We start from the raw sequence: 22,547 nt of genomic DNA, 5'->3' as shown, positions 1-22,547 counted from the left end.
CCGGCGCCGTCACCCGGCCGGCGTGGCCGGCTTCGGCACCTCCGGTGTCTGCAGCAGCCGCACCGACCGCCGCCGATCGATGTATTGACCCCGAGCGGTCGGCAGCGTCCGCGGCTTCACGTTACCGAGGAACGCGCCCTCCTCACGCGGACAGGACAGCAGGATGCCCGGTGAGCCGAGCTCCCAGGCCCGGCGGAGGACCGGATTCATCATGGCCCGGGAGGCGCCGGCGGTGCTGCGAGCCACGATCAGGTGCAGCCCGACGTCGGCGCCGTGCGGCAGCAGCGGCAGCAACGGCGTCAACGGCGAGTCCCGGCCGCTCTCGATCAGTTCGAAGTCGTCGATCAGGATGAACAGCCGCCCGCCGGTCCACCAGTCCCGTTTCGGCAAGCGGCTCGGTGGCACGTCGGGTCCGGGCACCCGCTCGGTGAGCACCTGACCCGCCTCCAGCAACGTCGCGGCCAGCCGTTCGGCCGACATCGAGTAGCCGATCTGATGCGCCTGCGGGATCGCATCGTGCAGCTCACGGCGGAAGTCGCCGAAGACCACCCGGGCCTCCTTCGGCGTGTGATGTTTGGTGATGGCCTGAGCGATGTGCCGGAGCAGATTCGTCTTCCCGGTCTCGGTGTCGCCGAAGATCAGCAAGTGCGGGCTGGCGTCGAAGTCGTGCCAGAACGGTTCGAGGTTCAGATCGTCCAGGCCCAGGGGGATGCGGATCTCCGCCTCTTTCGACGGCGCCGTGGCCGGCGGCAGCTCGGCCACGGACAGCCGTTCCGGCAGCAGCTTGACCAGAGGCGCGCGCGGTGCCGACGGCACATCCAGCGCCTCGACCAGCTCCGCGGTCGCCTCGGCCAGGTCCTCCGTCTCGGGTGAGCCGTCGATCCGGGGCAGGGCGGTGAGGAAATGTTGCCGATCGACGGTGATGCCGCGGCCGGGCACCTTCGGCACGGTCGCGGCCACCCGGCTGTTGACCTCGGACTCCACCGGATCGCCGAGCCGCAGCTCGAAGCGGGTGCCGAGCACGTCACGCAGCCATGGCCGCATCTCCGTCCAGCGGCCGGCCGACACCACCAGGTGCACGCCGAAGCTGAGCCCGCGCGCGGCCAGCTCGCCGAACTTGTCGTCCAGCTCCTGGAAGTCCTGCCGTGCGGTGTACCAGCCGTCCACCACCAGGAAGACATCACCGTAAGGGTCGATGTCGTGATAGGCGCCGCCGGCCCGGAGCCGCCGGTAGCTGGCCATCGAGTCGATGCCGTTCTGGCTGAAGATCGCCTCGCGGCGGGTGATCAGGTTGGTCATCTCGAGCACCGTGCGGGTGACCTTGTCGCGGTCGAGCCGGCCGGCCACACCACCGACGTGCGGCAGCCGGGCCAGGGACGACAGCGCCCCGCCGCCGAAGTCGAGGCAATAGAACTGCACCTGCCGCGCAGTATGAGTGAGAGCCAGCGAGCAGAGGAGCGTCCGCAGCAGAGTGCTCTTGCCCGCCTGCGGGCCACCGGCCACTCCGATGTTGCCGGCGCTGCCGGCCAAGCTCGCGGTCAGCAGCTCCCGTCGTTGCTGAGCGGGTAGGTCGACCAGTCCGATGGGCGCCACGAGCTGACCCGCGCCGTAACCGCCGATCGGGGCGAGACCGGTCTCCAGGTCTTCGACCAGTGGTGGCAGCAGCTTCTCCAAGGTGGGGCTGGAGGTCAGCGGGGGCAGCCACACCTGGTGCGCGGCCGGCCCGTGCCCGCGAAGCGCCTCCAGGAGCACATCGGCCAGCACCGGTGGCTTCTCGCCGCTGTCCGGCTCGGGATCCTCCTCCACCGGTGTCTCCGGGACGAGGTGCTCGGTGCCGAACGGCACGACCCCGCCGTGACCGGTGTGCCGGCGCTGCTGGTGGGGTGGACGCCAAGGACCCGAACAGTAGGCCGCCTTGAACCGGATCAGGGTCTGCGTGTCCGGCCGCAGATAGCCGTTGCCCGGCACGTTGGGCAGCTCGTACGCGTCCGGAACGCCGAGCACGCTACGGCTCTCCATGGACGAGAAGGTGCGCAGACCGATGCGGTACGACAGGTGTGTCTCGATGCTGTGGATCCGGCCCTCGTCGAGCCGCTGGCTGGCCAGCAGCAGATGCACACCCAAGCTGCGGCCGAGCCGGCCGATCATCGCGAACACGTCGATGAACTCCGGCTTGTTGCTGAGCATCTCACTGAACTCGTCGACGACGATGAACAGCGCCGGGAGCGGCTCGAGCCGGGTCCCCTCGACGCGGGCGCGCTCGTACTCGCGGCGCGACGGGTAGCCGCTGGCCCGCAGGTGCTCCTGGCGGCGGTTGAGTTCGCCGGTGAGCGCGTCCTGCATGCGGTCGACCAGCTCCAGTTCCTCGGAGAGGTTGGTGATCACTGCGGAGGTGTGTGGCAGCCGTTCGAACCCGGCGAACGCCGCCCCGCCCTTGAAGTCGACGAGCACGAGGTTCAGTTCCTCGGACGAGTGTCGTGCGGCGAGCGCGAGTACCAGCGTGCGCAGGAGTTCGCTCTTGCCCGATCCGGTCGCGCCGATCAGCATGCCGTGCGGCCCCATCCCACCCTCGGCCGCCTCCTTGATGTCCAGGTCGATCGGCTGCCCGTCGGAGGTCATCCCGATCGGTACCCGCAGCCGTTGCGAGCCGCTGCGCCCGGACCGGTAGGCCGCCGGATCAAAGGCGGTCAGGTCGCCCAGCCGCAGCAGCCCGGCCAGGTCGTAATCGGTGGCCAGCGGCTCGTCGGTGTCGTTGCCCTGACCGACGCGATACCGGGCCAGCAGCCGGGCCAGTGCGCCCGCGGCGATCCCACTCATCCGGTCCGGGACGCACAGTGGCGTTTCGCGGGACTTGCCGAGATGGTCGAACGCGACGATCGACAGCTGCTGCTCGGTGGACAGGAACAGCAGCGTGTGCGGCATGGGCTCCCAGCCGCAGGCGGCGCCGATGTCGAGGAGCAGCACGTTACGGTACCCGCCGGCGGCCAGCCGATGTTCGACCGGCAGCACCGGACCGTCCAGGACCACCACGACGTACGGCTCCACCGCGGTGACTCCGGTGCCGGGCTCGTACGGCGGGCGTTGCGAAAGCCCGAGCGCGGTCAGCGCTTCGTCCAGCTCGCCGGCGTCGGCCACGAAACGGCGTCGGCTGCCGGTCACGTCGGGCGCGCTCTCGTCCTGGGCGTGCGGCAGCCATTTGGCCCAGTCCCATTCCTGATTCGAGCTGCTTGTCACGAACAAGAGCTGAAGTTCGGCGGGGGAGTGGGCGACCACGAGCTGGGCGATCGTCGCGCGGACACCCGCCCGGACCGCCGGGAGATCGCCGCGGTATGCGATCCGGGCAAAACCGCGAAGGAATATCGAGATAGGCGAGTCCTGCAAAGTCGAGTACGCCCGGAGGAACCGCCGCAACGCGTGCGCGGCCATCGGCTCCAGGTCCTCGATCGGCTTACCGCTGGGGGTGATCAGCTGGGTGGTCGAACGGCGGGCTCCGAGACCGATCCGGACCTCACCGAAGTCCTCGTGCGACGTCCTGCGCTCCCACAAGCGCTGACTCAACGCCATCGACCACAGTGCGCCGGGATCCGGATGCAGCCACCGGGCGGCCCGCCGCTCTGTGGTCAGAGCCGACCGCACCTTGCGCCGCACCTGACCCAGATAGCGCAGGTAGTCGCGGCGTTCGCCGTTGAGCCGGTGCTTGTGCTGTCCGGCCGTGCGCATCATCGGCACGATCATCATGGCGACCGCGGCGAGCACCATCAGACAGACGCCGACGTAGGCCAGAGCTCCCGCGTTGGGGCGCAGGAACATGAGCACCAGCGCAAGTGAAGCGATACCCATCGGCGCCAGCATCAGCACCGCGCTCATCCCGCGCTCGGCTGGTTCCGGGATGGCCGGTGGCTCCTGCAGAGCGATCTCTTCACCCGGTGCGGTCGGCCCGGCGCGGCGCGCCTTGCGGGAATACGGAACGGTGCCCACGCACGTCTCCTTCGGTGAGGGGTTTCCCCCGAACGGGCGGAAGGCCGCGGTGCCGCGAAGCGCGACCGGGATTGTCCGCCTACCGTCTGGGACGTTTCGTTCGATGCCGTGGTGGGCCAACGAAATGTAGCAGGAGTGGTGCCGGCGCGACAGACAGCGAGGTGGTGGGCATGCCGGACGAGACCAGGGCCGATCTGGCCCGGCTGGCGGACCTTGCGGCGTCGGTCGGCTCGCTCATGACCGAGTGCCGGCAGCATGCCGAGGCGCTGTACGGCTACTCCCCGGCCTTCGGTGACTTCGACGTCGCACAGTGGCTGGGGGAGACCGTCACCGATCGGCGGGACGCGGTGCTGGCGCATGTCGCCTATCTCGACCGCGCTCTGGCCGAACTCGCCGAAGTGCTGGAGCGGGTTCCGGCCGAGCTCGGCGAGGTCGACGCGGCAAACGCCACGGTGATCACCGGTCTCGAGGGGCCGCACCACCGGTAGAGATTTTGTCCTGATTGTTGTGACGAAAGGGTGATCGTGGCCGCGGAGACGAGGGTCAATGCGCAGAAGCTCCGGGACATCGGCGAGTTGATCGGCTACATCGTGGATGAGCACAAGGCCGCCATCAACGACCTGGCCGAGGTGGAGCCCAATGCGGGTCAGTTCGATGCGGCCCTGTGGCTACGCGACCTCTTCATCGATCGACGTAACGCGGTGCATACGCACAAGCAGTATCTCGAGTCCGCGTTCGCGGAGATGAGGGACGGCTTGGTGCAGATGGCCGACCAGTTCGAGAGCATCGACGCCGAGAACGCCGATGCCGTCGCGAAGTTCAACGCCGATGCGAAGAGCATCGTCACCGGGATGGGCGAGGCCGAGTACGACCCCGCGCTCGTGGAGAAGAAGGATTCCTACGAATCCGGCGATGACAAGGTCATGGGCGACGAGGACTTGTTCGACTTCTCCGACCCGGACAATCCGACGATCCGCGACTTCGACCCGTCGAAGGTGCCGGGCATGGATGAGTTCATGACCACTGACAAGCTGGGTCAGAACGACGACCAGACCGTCGATCTGGCCGAGCAGGACGATCTCAAGAGCGACGACGGCATCGAGGTCGACCCGGGCGCGCCTGAGGACGACGGCGATTCTGAGGACGACGGCGATTCTGAGGACGACGGCGATTCTGAGGACGACGGCGATTCTGAGGACGACGGCGATTCTGGGGATGGCATCTCGGAGAAGCCGGAGCGGCTGGAGGATCCGGACGACGAGGAGAAAGGCGTCGACGGCTCGAAGACGCAGGGCGACGACACGTACGAGTATTACCTCGACGACACCGGCAACCATCAGACGTACAAGGACAACGAGCTCTGGTGGAAGGACGACAAGACCTACATCAGGGAAGACGGGCACTTCTTCGAGTACTCCACCGAGAACGCGGACGGTGGGCAGGACCCGCCGCCGGTCGAGACCAAGGACCTCAGCGAGCACGATGAGGGCAAGGCCGGCGAGTCCGAAGAGTCGGGAACCAGTGATCGCACGTACCGCTATTACAACGACGAGGACGGCAATCACCAGACCCACAACGGCAACGAGATCTGGTGGTACGACGGCGAACCTTATCTGCGCGTGGAAATTGACGGTTTCAGGTACTTCACCGCGTACAAGTTCTAGGCCCGGACATGGATCGACTGACACGGCGCCGCTTGGCCGCGCCCGTACGGCTGAGATTTGTGCTGGGCGACAAGGCGGTCGACGTGGCGCTGCCGGGCGAGGTGCCTCTGGTCGAGTTGCTGCCGGCCGTCTTGATCGAGCTCGCTCCAGAGGCGGCCGATCATGGCGCCGAACACGACGGCTGGGTCGTTCAACGGCTCGGTGAGAATCCTCTGGACGAAGAGCGTTCGGCTACTGAATCAGGCTTGCTTGACGGCAACACGCTGTATTTTCGGCCCCGGGCCGACCAGTTGCCGCCGCTGGACTTCGACGACCTGGTCGACGGCGTCGGTGAACAGGCCCGGACCAGTGCCTGGCGCTGGACCGACGACCGGACCCGATGGATGTTCCTGGCCTTCGGCGGGTTCATCCTGGTCGGCGGGCTGGTGCTGCTCGGCCTCAGCGGTGCGGCCGTGTGGCGGGCGACTGTTGCGGCGGTGCTGGCGGTTGCGCTGCTCGCCGCGGCCGGACTGGTCAGCCGAGGGGTTCCCGACGCCCAGACCGGGACCCTGCTCGCTTTCGCTGCGGCCGGCTATGCCGCGGTGGCGGGCTGGGCCGGCGCAGCCGGCTTGGCCCCCAACTCGCCGGTCGAGGTGCGCCTGTCGCTCGCTGTCCTCGCTGCACTCGTCGTGCTTGCCGCAGGGTTGTCAGCCGTAGCCGACTCGGCCCTGCTGTTCACCGGAACGCTCATCGCGCTGGTGTGTATAGCGGTTTCGGCTGTGCCGGCCGCGGCCGGCCCCATGACCCTCCAGGAGGCCGCCGCGTGCGGCCTGACCATGACCCTGGTCCTGACCCTGCTGTTGCCCCCGCTGGGCTTCCGTCTCGGTGGGCTCGCTCTGCCGCTGCTGCCGGGCAAGCCGGAGCAACTCTCGGAGGATATCGAACCGGCGCAGCATCGGATCGTCGTCGAGCGAGGCTCGGCCGGGCTGGCGTACCACGCCGCGTTGGCTGTCGGTGTGGGCGCGGCGCAGGTTCTGATGGCGGGCGCCCTCATCCAGCCGGGCGGTTTCTGGCCGATGCTGCTGGCCCTCGTGGTGGCCGTGCTGATCAGCATGCGGGCTCGGCATCTCACCTCGGCGTTGACGCGCTGGGCGAGCATGACGCCCGCCGTCGCACTCGTGGGGTTCGACCTGATCCGGTTCGGGGCTGATCAAAGCGACGTGCTGCGGGCCGCCGTGCTGGCACCGGCCGTCGTCGCGGCGGCGGCCGCTGCGCTGACGGCTGCGGCCACCCTGCCGGGCCGGCGGCTGCGTCCCTACTGGGGCCGGGCAGTGGACATCCTCGAGATCTTCATCGCGGTGGCGCTGGTCCCGGTGCTCCTCGCCGTGCTGGGGATCTATTCGATGGTACGGGCCTGGGCGAGCTGAGATGGAGTCTCGTCGAGACCAGGTCCACGCCTACTTCTACGTCGTCGGCCGGCTCAACGCCGCGGTCATGCAGGGCCGGCCCGACCCCTATGAGGCCCCGAACCGGCGCCCGATGCTGGGACTGCTCATCGGCATGCTGCTGGCGGTGGTGATCGCTGGCGGCTTCGGCATCTACGGCATTTTCCGGCCCGGCGGCGACCGGTCCTGGCGGCAGAGCGGTGTGGTGATCGCGGTCCGCGAGACCGGAGCCCGCTACCTGCTCATCGACGATCAGCTGCGTCCGGTGCTCAACTACGCCTCGGCCCGTCTGGTGCTGGGCAGCGGGACGCCGGCCAAGGTGACCCAGGTGGCACAGAACTCCTTGAGAGGGTTGCCGGTGGGCGCACCGATCGGCATCGCCGGCGCACCCGATGCGGTCCCGGCCGCCGACCGTCTTTACACCGGCGACTGGACGGTCTGTGCCCAACCCCCGTCGGCGGCCGGGGTGCCGGCCGCGACCCTGATGCTGGGCGGGGTGGCCGACTCGTCACCGGTCGGGGCGGAGGGCGGCTTCCTGGTGCGTACTGCGGATCGGCAGACGTACCTGATCTGGCAGGGCCGGCGCTTCCGGCTGTCCGGGCCGGGTGCGGTCGCACTGGGCTACGCGGCAGTGGACGCCGTCCCGGTGACGCCGGCCTGGCTCAACCCGATCCCGGCGGGACGGGATCTGGCATTCCCGGTGGTGGCGGGCCGGGGCCGGCGGGGGCCGGTGATCGGTGGCCGTGCCTCCGTGGTCGGCCAGGTCTACACCGTGCGCAACCCGGCCAGCGGTACGGTCGAGCAGTTCCTCGCCCGCTCGGACGGGCTGGCCCGGCTCAGCCCGACCGTCGCGGCACTGGTGCTGGCCGACCCGGCCATCCGGCGGGCGTATCCGGGCGCGGCGGTGAGCCCGATCTCGGTACGACCGGACGAGATGGCAGCCGCCACCGTCACCGCCAGCACCGAGTTCGTCGAAGGCTATCCACCCACCCCGCCCCGAGTGCTGAACGGTGAAGGTCTTCCGTGCATCCGGTACGGGTGGTCCGGTGGCAATGTGACCGTGGCGCTGGCCCGGGTGCGGGCCGAGCAGGTTTCTCGAGCTTTGCCCGTCCCCCGGGCGGCCATCGCTGGTGGCACAGTGGACCGGGTACTGATCGCTCCGGGCATGGGCGCTCTGACGCGCAATCCTTATGCCCCGGGGGCGCCGGGTGGGGCGGTGTTCCTCGTGACCGAGTACGGCGCGAAGTACCCGCTGCCCCCGGCCGGGGTCGAGGCGCTGGGCTACGCCGGCCGGCCGCCGGTCGACGTCCCGGCAGAGCTGCTCGAACTGCTGCCCACTGGAGCGGTCCTGGACCCGGCGGCGGCCTTGCGGACCCAGATGGTCGGAGGTTGACGGGGGAAACCCCTACACATCAACCGTTCGGACTCTTGCCCGGGCCACTCGCCGGATCTATCTGATGTCATGGTCCGGTCGGTCAAATCGTCTCGATGAAAGGTGAGATAAGTATGCCTAACACCTTCCTTGATCATGGGGTGGTCGTCGCGGTGACGGCCGCTCACCGCGACACGGTCACCGAGATCCGTCTAAAGGCGGAAGATGTGCGGAAGGAGACCGAGCTTCTGAAAGCCAATTACCCGGGAAGAATGACAGGCGCTGTGGCCTTTTGTGGTGATGAATGGGCACGCGAGGCCGAGAGCATCGTTAAGCACTTGGAAATCATGATCGAAACAGTCGAAGCGGCCGACGCGGCTATGACGGCGGTGGATGAGGAAAACGAGCTGTCGGTCAAGAATCTTCTCGGTGGACTCTGATTCCTGCGCGCTTGAAAGAAAGGACGATTTCACATGAGCGATTCGTTCAACTATCAGTACGGCCCTCTCTCTGACTTTACCGAGTATCTGGATACGAAGAAGAGAGAGGTGCAAACTTTGATCGATGGGATGATGAAAACGACGAACAGCAGCCTGGAGGGTTGGGAGGGCAACGCCGCAGATCGATACAAGACGAACTCGAACGATATCCAGACGGACCTCACCGACCTGAACGAAATCGTCCAAAGGCTGGCGATCGAAGTGCGAGAAGGTGCGGAGAGAATGCAAGACCAGGACCGGCGTTCCGGGGACAACTTCGCAACTCGCTGAGAAGGCCGGCCGGGCGGCCACGCTGGTCGCCCGGCGCCCTCCCACCACAATTAAGTCGGACAAGAACGCTGGAGTGAACTGTGGCCACGGGCGAAGTCGGGACCTTTGACGAGAAGACGCCACCGACACGAGAGACGTTCGGTGACTATCCGACGTGGACCACTCTCACGCCGTATGTCGAGGACCTCATCGATCTGGGCAAGAACCCGGCCGTTGAGTGGTATCACGGTGGTGATGCCTGGACGGCTTCGCTGGGCTCTCTCGAGAACATGGTTCAGGACCTGCTCGACCTCACCAGCGACCTCACGTCCGGCGACGAGCCGTTCTTCGCGGGCGAGGCGGCTGACGCGTTCGTGGAACACGTGAACAAAACCGTCGAGAAGAGCCGGACCGGAGTGCAGGACGTCATCCGCTCCGCCAACTTCGGTGCGGCCGTCTATGGCGTCGGCACCAGTATCGACAACTTCCGCAGCGAGTTCTGGGCGATAGTCGATGCCGGACATCGGCTCACCGACAAGCTCGAACAGTATGCGAGCGATCAGATCGACGCGATCTACTCCGGCATCGAGGGCGCTGACGCACAGCGCGAAACTGATCGTCGAGAGGCGATGGACGCCGCCTATCAGGCCGGCGAACGCTGGATCATGTCCAACCTGCGGTCGCTGCTCGTGCAACAGTCGCAGCAGTACCGGGATACCGGTCTCAGCCTTCCGCAGCTCACCGTCGGTGTCCAGGAAAACGTCAAGTCCGACGGTACTGGCGACAGCGGTACCGGTGACAGTGGCGACGGCGACGAAGGTTCCGGCGGCGAGGGTGACGAAGGTTCTGGCGGCGAGGGTGACGAAGGTTCTGGCAGCGAGGGCGACGGCGACGAAGGTTCTGGGAGCGAGGGCGACGGCGACGAGGGATCCGGGAGCGAGGGGTCCGGTAGCGAAGGAACCGGCGGAAGCGGGACCAGCGACGACGGTGTGAACGACGTTCTCGACGAGGCCGAGGGCCGGGTCGACGACGCGATCGCCGGGCTCGGGAACGGCGACCCCGAGCACGATGCCGCCCTCGACGAGGCCAGGGACGCTGCCGGGGCGGTCTTCGACGATCTGCGGCAGGACACCGACGGTGGTCAGGCGCCACCGGAGACCTTCGGGACGGGCGGCACCGGCGGCACCTCGGGCGGAGGCAACATCCCGCCGGTGGAGTCGGTCGCCCCTGAGGCGAGCACCGGCGCTCCCGGGCCGGGTTCCGTCAGCGCGCCCACCGGTAGCCCGGGATCCGGCTCCGGCTCCGGCAGCTCCGGCGGCGCGCCACCGGATGGGGGCGCCGCCCGGGACCAAGCCCTCAAGGACGCTCAGGTGGCCGCCAACGACGCCATCGGCGGCCTGATGGAGGGTACGCCGGCATCGGGCGGATCCGATCTGCCCGGCGGCACCGGTAGCACTCCGCCCATCGGCCTGGGGCCCGCGATGAACGGTGCGCCGCCTGTGGGTTCTCCAGGGTCGTCCGGGCTCGGCTCCCCGAAGTCCTCGGTTCCCGGCTCGCCCGGCGCCGCGGTGGAGCAGGAACGCCAGCGCGCTCTCGACGATGCGAAGGATGCGGCGGCCAAAGCCATCGACGGTCTGACGGGCGGCTCCGGAGGTCCGCCCGGAACCACGGACCTGCCTGCCACCACATCCGAGGACCCGGCGGGTTCGCAGTCTGCGGCCGACGACCAGTTCCGGCGGCCCCTGGGCGAAGAGGCCCTGATCGAGGGTGTGCCCAGTTCTCCCGGTGTTGCGCCGGACGGCGATAGTGTGCCCGGTTCTCCGGGTGTTGCGCCGGACGGCGATAGTGTGCCTGGTTCTCCGGGTGTTGCGCCGGACGGCGATAGTGTGCCTGGTTCTCCGGGTGTTGCGCCGGACGGCCTCGGTGACGACCGGCCCGCCGGTGATCGGTCGGCCGAGGAGCAGGCGGCCCGCGATGACGCGCTGGCCGACGCCCGCAAGGCTGCCGACGATGCGATCGACGGGCTCCTGGACGACGACGCGATGGCTGAGGGACTGGACTCCAACGGTGACGGACGGCCGGACGGCGACCTGAACCGCGATGGGAAGATTGACACCGACGAGGCGGAGGCGCTGCGCGATGACGCACTGGCCGACGCGGACAAGGCCATCGCTTCCTCACTCGACGACATGATCGAGGACACCAAGGCCGAAACCGGTCGCGACGATCTCACCGACGAGGAGCGACAATCTCGAATCGACGCCCTCACCGAGGCCAAGGAATCGGCCGGCCGGGCGGTCGACGACCTCGTCGCGGAGAACGGCGACCACTCATCGATGTCCGACTTCCTCCACGGTCGCCGAGAGATTCCGGCCGGCGACCCCGGGGGAGGCGTCGCTCCGCGTGGTGACATTCCGGGCGGTGACCCCGAGCAGCGTGCCCCGCTGGAACTTGCACCGGTGACCGGGGCCAACGCGGCGGTCTCGTCTGCCGAGGTGCCTTTGTCCAGCGGTACGCCGGCCGGCAACGGGGGAATGCCGATGTCGCCGCCGATGGGCGGGGGAATGAGTCCCCAGGGTGATCGCGACCGGGAGCGCAACACCTGGCTTGTGGGTGAGGACGGTATGTGGGGTGAAGACGTCGAAGACGTGGTCGCCAGCAGGCCGCTGGGCAGGAACTGACATGAGCGCGACACGACCCGCGACCCTTGTCGAGGTGGCCGCCGCCTTGGAGTCCGCAGCACCGCCCGAGATGGAAGAGGGTGCCGGTGCGTTCGACGACGCCCGCCGGGGATTGCGTACGCTCGCCGGGCGTCTGGAGAGGCTGCAGAGCGAGCTGGAGGACGCTTGGCAGGGCGCGGCAGCGGCCGGGGCCCGGCTCGACGAGCCACTCCGGCGCACGCGCCGGCTGCTGCACCAGCTGGACGAGAACGAATGTGGACGTCACCTGCGGGTCGCCGCCGGCCTGCTCGCCGACGGTCAGACCCGCGTCCGTGATCTGATCGTCCAGCGTGCCTCCGGCCTCGGCGATCTGCCCTACGACCAGCAGGCGCAACAGGTCCTGAGCGGTGTTGCCGACGGATACCGCGATGTGGGCCACGCGCTCGGTGGCCGGATTCCGCCGCCACCCGTCCCGGTGGAGGAACCGGGCTCCGGTCGTCGTTCACTCGCCGCCGCACTGGACGGATCGGCGCCGGCCCGGCTGGCCGCGACCGACCCGGCCCAGGTCTTCCGGCCGGTGGCGCCGGCCTCCGGACTGGGCCAGCCCGGCGACGCGATTGTGCCGCCGGCCGGGGCGGGCGGGGCCGGCGGCGGCGCACCGATGATGCCGTTCATGCCTCCGATGGGGGGTGGCATGGGCGGACCGGGTGGTCAGCCCGCGGATGCCGCCAGCACCAGGAGGCCCGGCTTGCCGGGCGAACCGGGAGCCTGGGGTGGCAACCAGCGCGAAGGCTGGGATGTGATCGGTCGCGCGGACCGCATCGAAGCTGCCCGTGACCAGTTCCGCAAGGATTTCGACGATCAGATCGCCAAAGTGACGAGAGGAGATCGCGATGTCTGACGAGAGGACGGGCGGCGCCCGCCGGCTCGACACCATGTTCGCCTTGTTCGCCGAGGAACAGCGCAAACTGGCTGAGTTCCAGAAGAAGATGGCGTCCGCCAGCACGGTCACCGAGTCGGCGAACAAGATGGTCACAGCGACGTTCGACGGTCGCGGTGAACTGGTCAAACTTGTTTTCAACAACACCAAGTACCGCAGCATGGCCCCGGCCGAGCTGGCCACGATGGTGACCGACACCATCCGGCGAGGGCGCGCGTCGGCATTCGGCAAGATCGGCGAGATGGCCGGCGGCCCGGTGATTCCTGGGGTCGACTTCGGCGACCTGGCGGCCGGCCAGGTCGACCTGGACAAGGTGGTGAATTCGATGTTGAGGTCCGCCTTCGGTCGGCCGACCGTTGCGGAGAAGGCCGAGAAGAGCCCGGAGCCATCCGATGGCTGACCGGACCTCCATCGACCCCGAGGGGGCGCGCCGAGTCTTCGCCGCTTTGGCCGACATCGCCGCTGAGCTGAACGTGGCGGTGGAACGGGTCATGACGATCAGGACGACGCTTCCGGAGCCGTGGGGCACCGACGAATACGGCAAAAGGTTTTCCGATGAACACGAACCCTACGCTGTGATGACGCTCGACACCCTCAACGGCAGCTTTTCGTTCCTCCAGGAGTTCGGCGCCACGGGCACTGCCGTGATCGAGCAGTTCATAGCACTCGATGAGGACAACGGCGCAGCTGTGGCACCGACCGGGCAGCTGCCGCCGCACCGGCCCGGACCCGATTCCGCGCAGGGGCAGGGGTCGACGCAGTGAGTCGCCAATCCATCACGGTCGACCAGTCGGCCGGATCCGGATACCGGACATTAGGGGCGGCGCTGGCCGTCGCCTCGGACGGTGCGGTGGTTAATGTCCGTCCCGGCACCTACCAGGAGAACGTGATCCTGACCCGAATCGTCACCATCCGGGCCGAGAACGGCCCGGGAACCGTCCGTATCGCGCCGCCGTCCGGTATTCCCGTTGCGCTCGTGGCCGAGTCGGCCGCCCTCAACGGACTGTCCGTCCGGGCCGCCGACCAGCAGAGCCCGGCCGTAGCGCTGACAGCCGGACAGCTCAGTGTCACCGAGTGTGAGCTGGAGGCCGCGGCATGGACCGCTGTCTTCGTCCGTGACAGAGGCTCACTGATCATGCGGGACAGCCGGGTGACCAATGCCGCGGGGGCCGGCGTCGTGGTCACCTCGAACACCGGCAGCACTCTCGCCGATTGCCGCGTCGAGGATCTCGGGACCTCCGGAGTCGTCGTGGCCGAGCACGGCAACCTTCAGGTACTCGCCTGCGTCGTCCGCGAGGCGAAGGGCAACGGGATCTGCATCAACGGGCATGGCACCATCCTGGTCGAGGACACCGAGATCAGCGGCACTGGGAAGCCGGCTTTCGCTGCCGAACAACAGTCCGAGGCGGTGGTGCGCCGGCTGACCGTTCGCGAGGCGCGCGGGGTCGGCATCTATCTCGCCACCACGGGCGCGTCCACGCTGGAGGACTGCCGCGTCGACGGCAGCAACGCCGATGGGGTCTTCATCGGCGAACGTTGTGCCCCGACGCTACGGAGGCTACGGGTCAGCGGGGCACAACGTAGCGGTTTCCGTTTCACCGGCCGTTCCGCCGGCCGGATCGACGAGTGCGTCGCTACGAAGGTCGCCGGCATCGGTGTGTCGATCGACGCCAAGAGCACGCCCGAACTGACCGGCATGGTGGTCAGCGACTGCACCGGGCCCGGGGTGCGCCTGGATAGCGGTGCCGATCCCTTGCTGCATCGGCTCGAGATCACCGGCTGCGACGGCGCCGCGGTCGAGGTGGGGGACGGCGCCCGGGGACGCTTCGAGAACGTGACGATCGACGGATGCGGTGTCGGCATGACGGTCAGCGGCGGCGCCCAGCCGTCCCTCAGCGGCCTGAGTCTGCGCAACAGCCCAGGTGACGGGCTGATGGTGTGTGAGGCGACGGCGTCGTTCAGTGACTGCGACCTCGCCCGTGTCGGTGGTGTCGGGGTCACGATCGGCGCGGGGGCGCAGATATCGCTGACCGACAGCCGGGTGCACGACGGCGCCGCGGACGGCGTCGTCTTCTCCGACGGCGCGGCCGGTACCATCGTCGGCTCGGAGATGCTCGGGAATGCGGGCGACGGGGTGGCGGTTCGCACCGCCCGAGCCGTACGCGTGACCGACTGCATCGTGCGCGACAACAAGGGAGCCGGGTTGCGTCAGGCCGAACCGGTCGGCGCGCTCACCGTGGAACGCCTCGACAGCGCGCGAAACGGTCAGCCGGACTCCTACGGCACGGCTGCCTCCGCGGTGGCGGCGCCGCCGGCGCCGGCCGGGACGGGCCGAGTCGTCGAGCGGGGCGGTGATCCGCTGCGCGAACTGCAGTCCCTGGTCGGCCTGCATGGGGTCAAGCAGGAGGTCACCTCGCTGATCAACCTGAACAAGATGTCGAAGCGACGGGTGGAAGCCGGCCTGTCCGCGCCGCCGATGGCCCGGCACCTGGTCTTCGCCGGGTCACCGGGCACCGGCAAGACCACGATCGCCCGGCTCTACGGCAGAATTCTGGCCGAGCTGGGAGTCCTGAAGAAAGGCCATCTGGTCGAGGTGGCCCGGGCTGATCTGGTCGCGCAGATCATCGGTGGCACTGCGATCAAGACGACGGAGGCGTTCACCTCGGCACTCGGTGGTGTGCTCTTCATCGACGAGGCCTACACGCTGAGTAACAGCCGTGGTGGCACCGGGCCGGACTTCGGCCGGGAGGCGATCGACACACTGGTCAAGCTGATGGAGGACCACCGTGAGGAAGTGGTCGTGGTGGCGGCGGGTTACTCGGCCGACATGCAGACCTTCCTTCAGGCCAACCCGGGCCTCGAGTCCCGATTCAGCCGGACGATCGAGTTCGCCAACTACAGTCCGGCCGAGCTGGTGACGATCGTCGAGAATCAGTGCGAGCGGCATGACTACACCCTGGATCCCGCCGCGGCTACCGCGTTGCTGAACCATTTCGACCGGATACCGAAGGACGGCACCTTCGGCAACGGGCGTGAGGCCCGCAAGGTTTTCGAGCGGATGGCCGACCTTCAGGCATCCCGGCTCTCCGCTCTCCCCGACGTGAGCACCGCCGAGTTGTCGCTGCTCACGGCGGAGGACCTTCCGGTGATGGCGTCGACCGACTGAACCAGCTCGCTGAACGAGGTTCGGTACCGGCGAGGACGCCGGTATTTGTCCTGTAGATGGCCTTTGGCCGAACTGGGCGGTTCACCTCTGGTGAACCCGGTCGGGCCGGGGAACGTCTCCATCGGCATGGTCAACCCCGATGACGTGATCAGGCATCACGCGGAACTCTCAAACGTGTGCCAGATGCCTTCCGCGCTGGTAACTAAAGCTGCGGACAGCTCTGATGCGGAGATTACTGGTGCTGACCAGGCCTCAGACGAATGGCTTCGATTGCTGCGATCCCAGGGCCGAGTTCATGACGAGGGCCTCCGTCGACTGCACGAACTGCTGATGCGGGCCTGTCACCACGAGGCGCGCCGGCGCGCCGAACGCTTCGGCATCAATGGTCCTGAGCTGGACGACCTCATCGGCCAGGCCGCGTCCGATGCGATGATCGCCATTTTGCGTAAGCTGCCTGAGTTCCGCGGCGAGAGCCGGTTCACGACCTGGGCGTACAAGTTCGCCATTTTGGAGGTGTCGGCCAAGCTCAGCCGGCACCACTGGAGCCTGACCGGGACCAAGGTGGAGCATCGGCTGGACGCCGACACGTGGCAGCGGCTCCCTGATCGGCTCGGTGTGTCCCCGGCTGACGTGTCCGGTGGGCGGGAGCTCATCGAGTCCGTACGTCGGGTCGTCGCGCAGGAGCTGACCGGTCATCAGCGGGCGGTGTTCGTAGCGCTCGTCGTCGACGGAGTGCCGTTGGACGTGCTGGCCGAGCGGATGGGCAGCAGCCGCGGCGCGATCTACAAGACGATGTTCGATGCCCGGCGTAAACTGCGCGCTGCCCTCGTAGCAGACGGGTATCTGGGCATCGAGCGAGCGAGGCGGAAATGAATGGATGGGCGAACCTCGATCGTCTGTTACGAACCGATCCGCGCGATGCCGGTTGTGGTGCGGTCATCGAGCTCTTGGATGTGTACGCCGAGCTGGCCGTCGCCGATCCGGCCCGGGCGCGCCGCCGTCAGCCCGGCATCGCCGCCCACCTGGACGCCTGCGGACCGTGCGAGGAAGATCTCGCGGGGTTGCTGGCGGCTTTGACCCAGGAGCTATGACCGCGGCCGCGATCGTGACGAACGGCGTACCGCCAGGCTGACGAAACGCAACGGTCAGTGCTCCTTCATGTATTGGACGAGGCCGATCACGTCTTCGGGCACGAGCCGGCCGATGGCTCCGGTCGAATAGACGCTCACCAGGACCTTGCCGGTGGGATCGAGCACGAAGCCGGTGGACTGCAGGTGCACCGGGTCCGGGTTGACGAACGCCCCGGTCGCTTCGGCGACGGCGGGTGCGTCCACCCCGTACCCGAAGGGGAATTCGATCTTGTGCTTGTCGGCGATCTGTCGGGTCGTGGACTCGTCGTCGACCCAGAGCGCGACGACCTTGACGCCAGTCTCGGTGAGCTTCGGCAGGGAGCGCTGGAACGCGCGCAGCTGCCCGACGCAGTACGGGCACCAGGCGCCGCGATTGACGAGCACGACGCCGTAGTCACCGGCGAGCGCGCCGGGCAGGGTGATCTCGCCGGTCAGGGTGGTCAGGGCCAGGTCCGGGAAGGTATCTCCGGGGATCAATTGAGTCATGCAGGGTTAGCGCGTCGCCCGGCTGCAGTCTTACCGCTGACCCTCAGCCTGGCAGTGGACTGTCCGTTTTACTCGCAAGGCCGGGACGACTGTTCGCCGAGCCGCCGATCACGACTCGTCGTTGTTACGGTCCAGCGGTGACAATCCGTGAGCAGACTACCGAGATCAATTCACGTGCGGTCTTCGGCACGGTCCTGGTGGCCGTGTTCCTGTCGAACCTCGACCTGTTCGTCGTCAACGTGGCTCTGCCCCAGATCGGCAGCGACTTCGGCGGTGCTTCCCTCGGGGCATTGTCCTGGGTGCTGAACGCTTACGCGATCGTCTTCGCGGCGCTGCTCGTGATTTGCGGACGGCTGGCTGATCGTAGTGGCCACAAACGAGGTTTCCTCATCGGCATCGCTGTGTTCACCGTCGGCTCCGTGCTGTGTGCGGTGGCACCCGGAGTGACCCTTCTCGTCGTGGCCCGGGTCGTCCAGGCGTCCGGCGCTGCCCTTCTGCTGCCGACGTCGTTGGCGTTGTTGATGGCCGCCACCGCGCCCGAGCGCAGAGCGGGGGCGGTGCGGGCCTGGAGTGCGGCCGGCGGGGTCGCCGCTGCGCTGGGCCCGGTGGTCGGCGGTCTTCTGGTCGAGCTCGACTGGCGTTGGATCTTCCTGGTCAACGTTCCGGTCGGCGTGGTGGCGATCGTGGTGGGCCGGCGCGTTCTGCCCGAAAGCCGCGAAGCCGAGCCGGGGCCGTTGCCCGACATCCTCGGCGCGGTCCTGCTGACCCTGGCGGTCGGCACCCTCGCGTTGAGCCTGGTGCAGGCGGATGACTGGGGGTGGGGCTCGCCGCAGGTCATCGGCGGCTTCGTCGTCGCGGCCGCTCTTGCGGTCTGGTTGCTGATCCGATCGGCCCGCCACGCTTCGCCGATCATCGAGCTTCGTCTGGTCGGCGCCCCGGCCTTCGGCCTGGCCACCATCGCCACGCTGCTCTACTCGGTGGTCTTCGCGGCCATTCTGCTGTCGGGCATCTTGTGGGCGCAGGACGTCTGGGGGTATTCGGCGCTGCGTACCGGCCTGGCTGTTGCTCCGGGGCCGATGATGGTGCCTGCTCTCGCTATCGGCGCCGCTCCGCTGGCACGCCGCCTCGGCCCCGGCGTGGTGGCCGCCGCGGGCAACTTCCTTCTCGGCGGCGGTGTCGCGTTCTGGCTGTTCAGACTGGACGGGACGCCCGACTACGCCGCCGACTACCTGCCTGGTTTGATCATGATCGGAATCGGTGTCGGCCTGGCCCTGCCCACCCTTTTCGTCGCGGCTACCGGGTCGCTGCCCGCTGATCGACTGGGTACCGGCTCGGGCATCGTGACCACCGGCCGCCAGGTGGGAGCCGTGATCGGGGTCGCGCTGCTGGTCGGTGTCCTCGGCACGCCGGCGACCCCGGCCGCCGCGCTGGAGGCGTTCCGGGACGGCTGGACCGCGATCGTGATCGTCGCGATCATCGCTGCCGTGACCAGCTTGTTCATCCCGCGTACTCCTGCTCCGCCCAGCCCGGAGGCGGTGATTCTGCCCGGCGGTGTGGCCGAGAGTGACTTGCCGGCGAGCGGGAGCGCTGTTCAGGATGATGAGTCTGCCGGTTTGGCTGAGAGCGACGTGCTCGTGGGCGCGGTGGAAGATGATTCGTCCGGGAGCGCCGTTCAGGATGATGAGTCTGCCGGTGTGGCCGAGAGCGACGTGCTCGTGGGTGCGGTGGAAGATGATTCGTCCGGCAGCGCCGCCCAGGATGACCGGCCCGTCCGCCCGGAAGAGGCCGAACCGCCCAGCGCGGCCGAGGGCGATCAGACCTCCGGTTCGGCTACGGAGAAGAACAACAAAGCGGAGGAAAAGGTCGCGCCTGATCTGAAGGCCGAGGACCGCGACGGCGTGGACAAGGGTGATCCGATGCTCGCCGAGGATCGAACCTAGACCGGACCGGCCCGTCGCCGACCGGGATCGCCGGACACCCTTCGCCGTGCCTCCGCGCCCCATCTGTGGTGATAACGTTCTCACTCGTGGTCTCGGACGGGCAATTCGACTATCGCGTCCTGGGACCTTTGGAGACGTTGCACGACGGGGTCGCCTTCTCGGTCGGCGGCCCGCGACATCGCGCCCTCGTGGTCGCGCTGCTGCTCCGCCCCAACACGATCGTTGCCGCCGACCGGCTGGCGGAGGCTCTGTGGGAGCAGCCTCCGCCGCGGTGGAAGGAACTGCTCTACGGTCGCATCTCCGAAGTCCGGCTCGCGATGCGCAGGGCCGCCGGCCGCCCGGCGACGGAGCTCGAGACGCACACCGCCGGCTACCTGCTCCGTGTCCGGCCCGACGCGCTCGACGCCGAGTTGTTCGAGCGGCTGGTGACAGCGGGGCTGTCGGCCGCCCGAGCCGAGCGGCACAGCGAGGCGGCCGACCGCCAGCGCCAGGCTCTGGCGCTCTGGCGCGGCTCAGCACTGACCGAGCTCGCTCACCTGTCCGAGGCCGCAACGGAGATCGCGCGCCTGGACGAGCTCCGCATGCGGTCGATCGAGGCGCGGATCGACGCCGACCTGGCCGTCGGCCGGCACCATGAGGTCACTCCGGAGCTGGTGGCCCTGGTGGCTGAGCACCCGCTGAACGAACGCCTGTGGGAGCAGCTCATGCTTGCCCGCTATCGAGCGGGGCAAGTCGGTGACGCCCTCGCCACTTTCGACGCCGCCCGCCACCAGCTGGACGAGCAGCTCGGGGTGGAGCCGGGGGCGGCGCTGCGGCGTTTGCGTCAGCAGATCCTGCAGCAAGACCCGAGCCTGGCTTCGCGGCCGCCGGCCCGCCGTTCGTCCCGCTCTCTGCCACGTCCGCTCACCAGTTTCGTCGGACGCGATCCGGAGCTTACTGCTCTGCGGAACCTGCTCGGAGCGCAGCGGTTGGTGACCGTGACAGGTGTCGGCGGGGCCGGCAAGAGCCGGCTCGCCATGGAGGTGGCGGCCCGGGCCGGGGCCCAGGACACGACGGTGTGGTGGTGCGAGCTGGCCGCGCTCACCCAGCCCGACCTGCTGGCGGACACCATCGGGGACACTCTCGGCGTGCCGTCGCACAGCACCAGGCCCCGGCTCGACCTCATCAAGGAGCACCTGCACGGCAGCGATGGACTGCTCATACTGGACAATTGTGAGCATTTGGTCAATTCGGTGGCCGACTTCGTGAACGAGGTCTTAGCCGCCTGCCCCGGGTTGCGGGTCCTCGCCACCAGCCGGGAGCGGCTGGGAGTCACCGGCGAAGTGCTGCTGCCTTTGTCCGGGCTGTCCCAGCCCACCGTGGAAGTCGAAACGCCGGAGGCCGTGGGGCAAGGCGCCGCCGCCCGGCTGTTCGTCATGCGGGCCCAAGCCGCTGACCCGGCTTTCGCCCTGACCGACGAGACCGCGGCGGCCGTTGCCACGCTCTGCCGGGGGCTGGACGGGTTGCCGCTGGCGATCGAGCTGGCCGCGGCGCACGCGAACGCGTTCTCGGTCACCGAGATGGCGGCCCGTCTCGACGACCGCTTTGCCTTCTTCGGCGCCGTCAGCCGGACGGTGGAGTCACGCCACCGGACCTTGCAGGCCGTGATCGACTGGAGTTTCCGCCTGCTGGACGCCGATGAGCGTCGCTTCTTCGCCCGACTCAGCGTGTTCGCCGGCGAGTTCGAGCTGACCTGGGCCGAGCAGCTGAACGTCGACCTGTTCGCGGGGGACCGTATCGCCGGGCTGATCGCGGCCCTGGTCGACAAATCGCTGCTGCTGCGGGAGGCCGGCCGGTACCGCATGCTCGAGACGTTGCGGGCGTACGGCACCGAACGGCTGGCCGACCAGAACGAACTGGACACGGCCCGCAACCGGCACGCCGCGCTGATGGCCCGGCTCGCCGACGAGCTGGGCGCCGGATATGTCGGCGCTGGGCGCCGCGAGACAGTGCGACTGCTGGGCGCGGCGATGGAGCAGTTCCGCGCCGCTATGGACTGGGCCGTCGCCAGCGACGACGCCGAGACTGCGCTACGGATCGCCTCGGCCCTGGCCATCTACTGGCACATCACCGGACGGTACGCGGTGGGCCGCCGATGGCTGCAGCAGGCCCTGAACTCCGAGGGCGAGGCGTTGCCGCCGGTGCGTGCACAGGCGCTGAGCGGGCTGGTAGCGCTGACGACCGTACAGGCCGATCTGACGGCAGCCTCCGCGGCCGCCGAGGAAGCGGCTGCGATCTTCGAGCAGGCCGGTGACGTGGGCGGCTATCGCCTGGTGTTGCGTCGCCTGGCCACTGCGGAGGCGTTTGCCGGCAACCTCGAGCGAGCTGAGCAGTTGCTGGTTCACCTGCTGACCACCGCGCAGGACGCTGAGCCCTGGCTGCGGGGCTGGGCGCTGACCCAGCTCGGGCTCGTGAGCGCCTTCCGCGGTGACTGGGTCCGCACCGCCCAGCTCGCCGCCGAAGCCGAGCAACTTTTGTTCGATGTCGGTGATCCGGAGGTTCTTGCCTACGTCTGGCTGCTGCGGGCGGAGGTGGCCCGGCAGACGGTCGGGCCGACCGCAGGAGTCGACTGGCTCTGCAAGGCCCTGCGTCTGCTGGATCGCGAGTCGATGCGGTGGAGTATCACCATCGGGCTGCACTATGCGGCGCTGGTCTATGAATCCCTCGGCCGGACCGGGCACGAGCTGGTTCTGTTGTCGGCCGGACACGAGCTTCGCCGCCAGACCGGTGGTGCATTCTTCTCTGACCTGCTGCAGCACCAGGAAGAACGAGTGGCGCAGCTGTCGCAGACCCTCGACGCTGAGACGTTCGGGGTGCGATGGGAGGCCGGCCGGAAGCGCCCGGTCAGCGAGGTGATCGCCGAGGTCTGCCGGGAACTCACCGGCCTGGTGCCGGGGCCGTCTGCACCGACGCCCTCGGCCAGTGGCGGACGCTGAACTGTCGAGGGATTTCCCCGTGATACCCGCCGCGAGTCCCACTACCCCTGATCATCGTCCCCC

Annotated in this window: 17 protein-coding genes; 15 read left to right on the top strand and 2 right to left on the bottom strand. The window is 68.4% G+C overall.

From position 1 onward, the window contains the following. Positions 1-9: 9 nt before the first annotated feature. The gene (gene eccCa, locus KXC43_RS46380; protein WP_308129570.1) at positions 10-3,978 is read right to left on the bottom strand and encodes a type VII secretion protein EccCa; all 3,969 of its coding nucleotides are present in this window, start codon (positions 3,976-3,978) and stop codon (positions 10-12) included. Positions 3,979-4,148: 170 nt separating this feature from the next. Between eccCa and KXC43_RS46375 the strand changes: the two genes are divergently transcribed. The 13 genes from KXC43_RS46375 (at position 4,149) to KXC43_RS46315 (ending at position 17,044) form a co-directional block, all read left to right on the top strand. After that, on the top strand, positions 4,149-4,466 hold the full coding sequence (locus tag KXC43_RS46375; protein ID WP_221382684.1) for a hypothetical protein: 318 nt from the start codon (positions 4,149-4,151) through the stop codon (positions 4,464-4,466). A 36-nt stretch (positions 4,467-4,502) separates the two neighbouring features. Beyond that, positions 4,503-5,642 carry a hypothetical protein gene (locus KXC43_RS46370; RefSeq protein ID WP_221382683.1) on the top strand — a complete coding sequence of 380 codons (1,140 nt, stop codon included), beginning with the start codon at positions 4,503-4,505 and terminating at the stop codon, positions 5,640-5,642. A gap of 8 nt (positions 5,643-5,650) precedes the next feature. Continuing rightward, positions 5,651-7,048 carry a type VII secretion integral membrane protein EccD gene (eccD, locus tag KXC43_RS46365; protein WP_221382682.1) on the top strand — a complete coding sequence of 466 codons (1,398 nt, stop codon included), beginning with the start codon at positions 5,651-5,653 and terminating at the stop codon, positions 7,046-7,048. A gap of 1 nt (position 7,049) precedes the next feature. After that, positions 7,050-8,459, top strand: coding sequence for a type VII secretion protein EccB (gene eccB / locus KXC43_RS46360; protein WP_221382681.1), 1,410 nt, complete (start codon positions 7,050-7,052; stop codon positions 8,457-8,459). A 113-nt stretch (positions 8,460-8,572) separates the two neighbouring features. Beyond that, positions 8,573-8,878 carry a hypothetical protein gene (locus KXC43_RS46355; protein WP_221382680.1) on the top strand — a complete coding sequence of 102 codons (306 nt, stop codon included), beginning with the start codon at positions 8,573-8,575 and terminating at the stop codon, positions 8,876-8,878. A gap of 33 nt (positions 8,879-8,911) precedes the next feature. Then, positions 8,912-9,208, top strand: coding sequence for a WXG100 family type VII secretion target (locus KXC43_RS46350; protein ID WP_221382679.1), 297 nt, complete (start codon positions 8,912-8,914; stop codon positions 9,206-9,208). Between the two features lie 80 nt (positions 9,209-9,288). Then, positions 9,289-11,868, top strand: coding sequence for a hypothetical protein (locus KXC43_RS46345; RefSeq protein WP_221382678.1), 2,580 nt, complete (start codon positions 9,289-9,291; stop codon positions 11,866-11,868). A gap of 1 nt (position 11,869) precedes the next feature. Continuing rightward, positions 11,870-12,748 carry a hypothetical protein gene (locus KXC43_RS46340; protein WP_221382677.1) on the top strand — a complete coding sequence of 293 codons (879 nt, stop codon included), beginning with the start codon at positions 11,870-11,872 and terminating at the stop codon, positions 12,746-12,748. After that, complete coding sequence (locus tag KXC43_RS46335) at positions 12,741-13,187, top strand: YbaB/EbfC family nucleoid-associated protein (RefSeq protein WP_221382676.1); 447 nt, start codon at positions 12,741-12,743, stop codon at positions 13,185-13,187. The genes KXC43_RS46340 and KXC43_RS46335 overlap by 8 nt, the downstream gene beginning before the upstream one ends. Next, a complete protein-coding gene (locus KXC43_RS46330; RefSeq protein ID WP_221382675.1) occupies positions 13,180-13,551 on the top strand; it encodes a hypothetical protein in 372 nt (123 codons plus the stop codon). Before KXC43_RS46335 ends, KXC43_RS46330 begins: the two co-directional genes overlap by 8 nt. Beyond that, positions 13,548-15,953, top strand: a complete 2,406-nt coding sequence (locus KXC43_RS46325; RefSeq protein ID WP_221382674.1) for a right-handed parallel beta-helix repeat-containing protein — start codon at positions 13,548-13,550, stop codon at positions 15,951-15,953. Before KXC43_RS46330 ends, KXC43_RS46325 begins: the two co-directional genes overlap by 4 nt. 63 nt (positions 15,954-16,016) lie before the next feature. After that, entirely contained in the window at positions 16,017-16,826 is an 810-nt protein-coding gene (locus tag KXC43_RS46320) for an RNA polymerase sigma factor (protein WP_221382673.1), read from the top strand. After that, positions 16,823-17,044: a hypothetical protein gene (locus tag KXC43_RS46315; protein ID WP_221382672.1), complete on the top strand. Its 222-nt coding sequence runs from the start codon at positions 16,823-16,825 to the stop codon at positions 17,042-17,044. Before KXC43_RS46320 ends, KXC43_RS46315 begins: the two co-directional genes overlap by 4 nt. Before the next feature lie 54 nt (positions 17,045-17,098). Here KXC43_RS46315 and KXC43_RS46310 read toward each other — a convergent pair whose 3' ends face one another. Then, complete coding sequence (locus tag KXC43_RS46310) at positions 17,099-17,569, bottom strand: redoxin domain-containing protein (RefSeq protein ID WP_221382671.1); 471 nt, start codon at positions 17,567-17,569, stop codon at positions 17,099-17,101. A gap of 137 nt (positions 17,570-17,706) precedes the next feature. Between KXC43_RS46310 and KXC43_RS46305 the strand changes: the two genes are divergently transcribed. Beyond that, complete coding sequence (locus tag KXC43_RS46305; protein ID WP_221382670.1) at positions 17,707-19,509, top strand: MFS transporter; 1,803 nt, start codon at positions 17,707-17,709, stop codon at positions 19,507-19,509. 86 nt (positions 19,510-19,595) lie between these two features. Beyond that, positions 19,596-22,484 (top strand): ATP-binding protein, encoded by a 2,889-nt coding sequence (locus KXC43_RS46300; protein ID WP_221382669.1) that lies wholly within the window; start codon positions 19,596-19,598, stop codon positions 22,482-22,484. Positions 22,485-22,547 lie beyond the last annotated feature (63 nt).

Origin of the sequence: Paractinoplanes polyasparticus (assembly GCF_019710575.1) — a bacterium.
GTDB classification, from domain to species: Bacteria; Actinomycetota; Actinomycetes; order Mycobacteriales; family Micromonosporaceae; genus Actinoplanes; species Actinoplanes polyasparticus.
The sequence above is the reverse complement of the archived record's forward strand: the minus strand, read 5'-3'. Positions and strand labels throughout refer to the sequence as shown.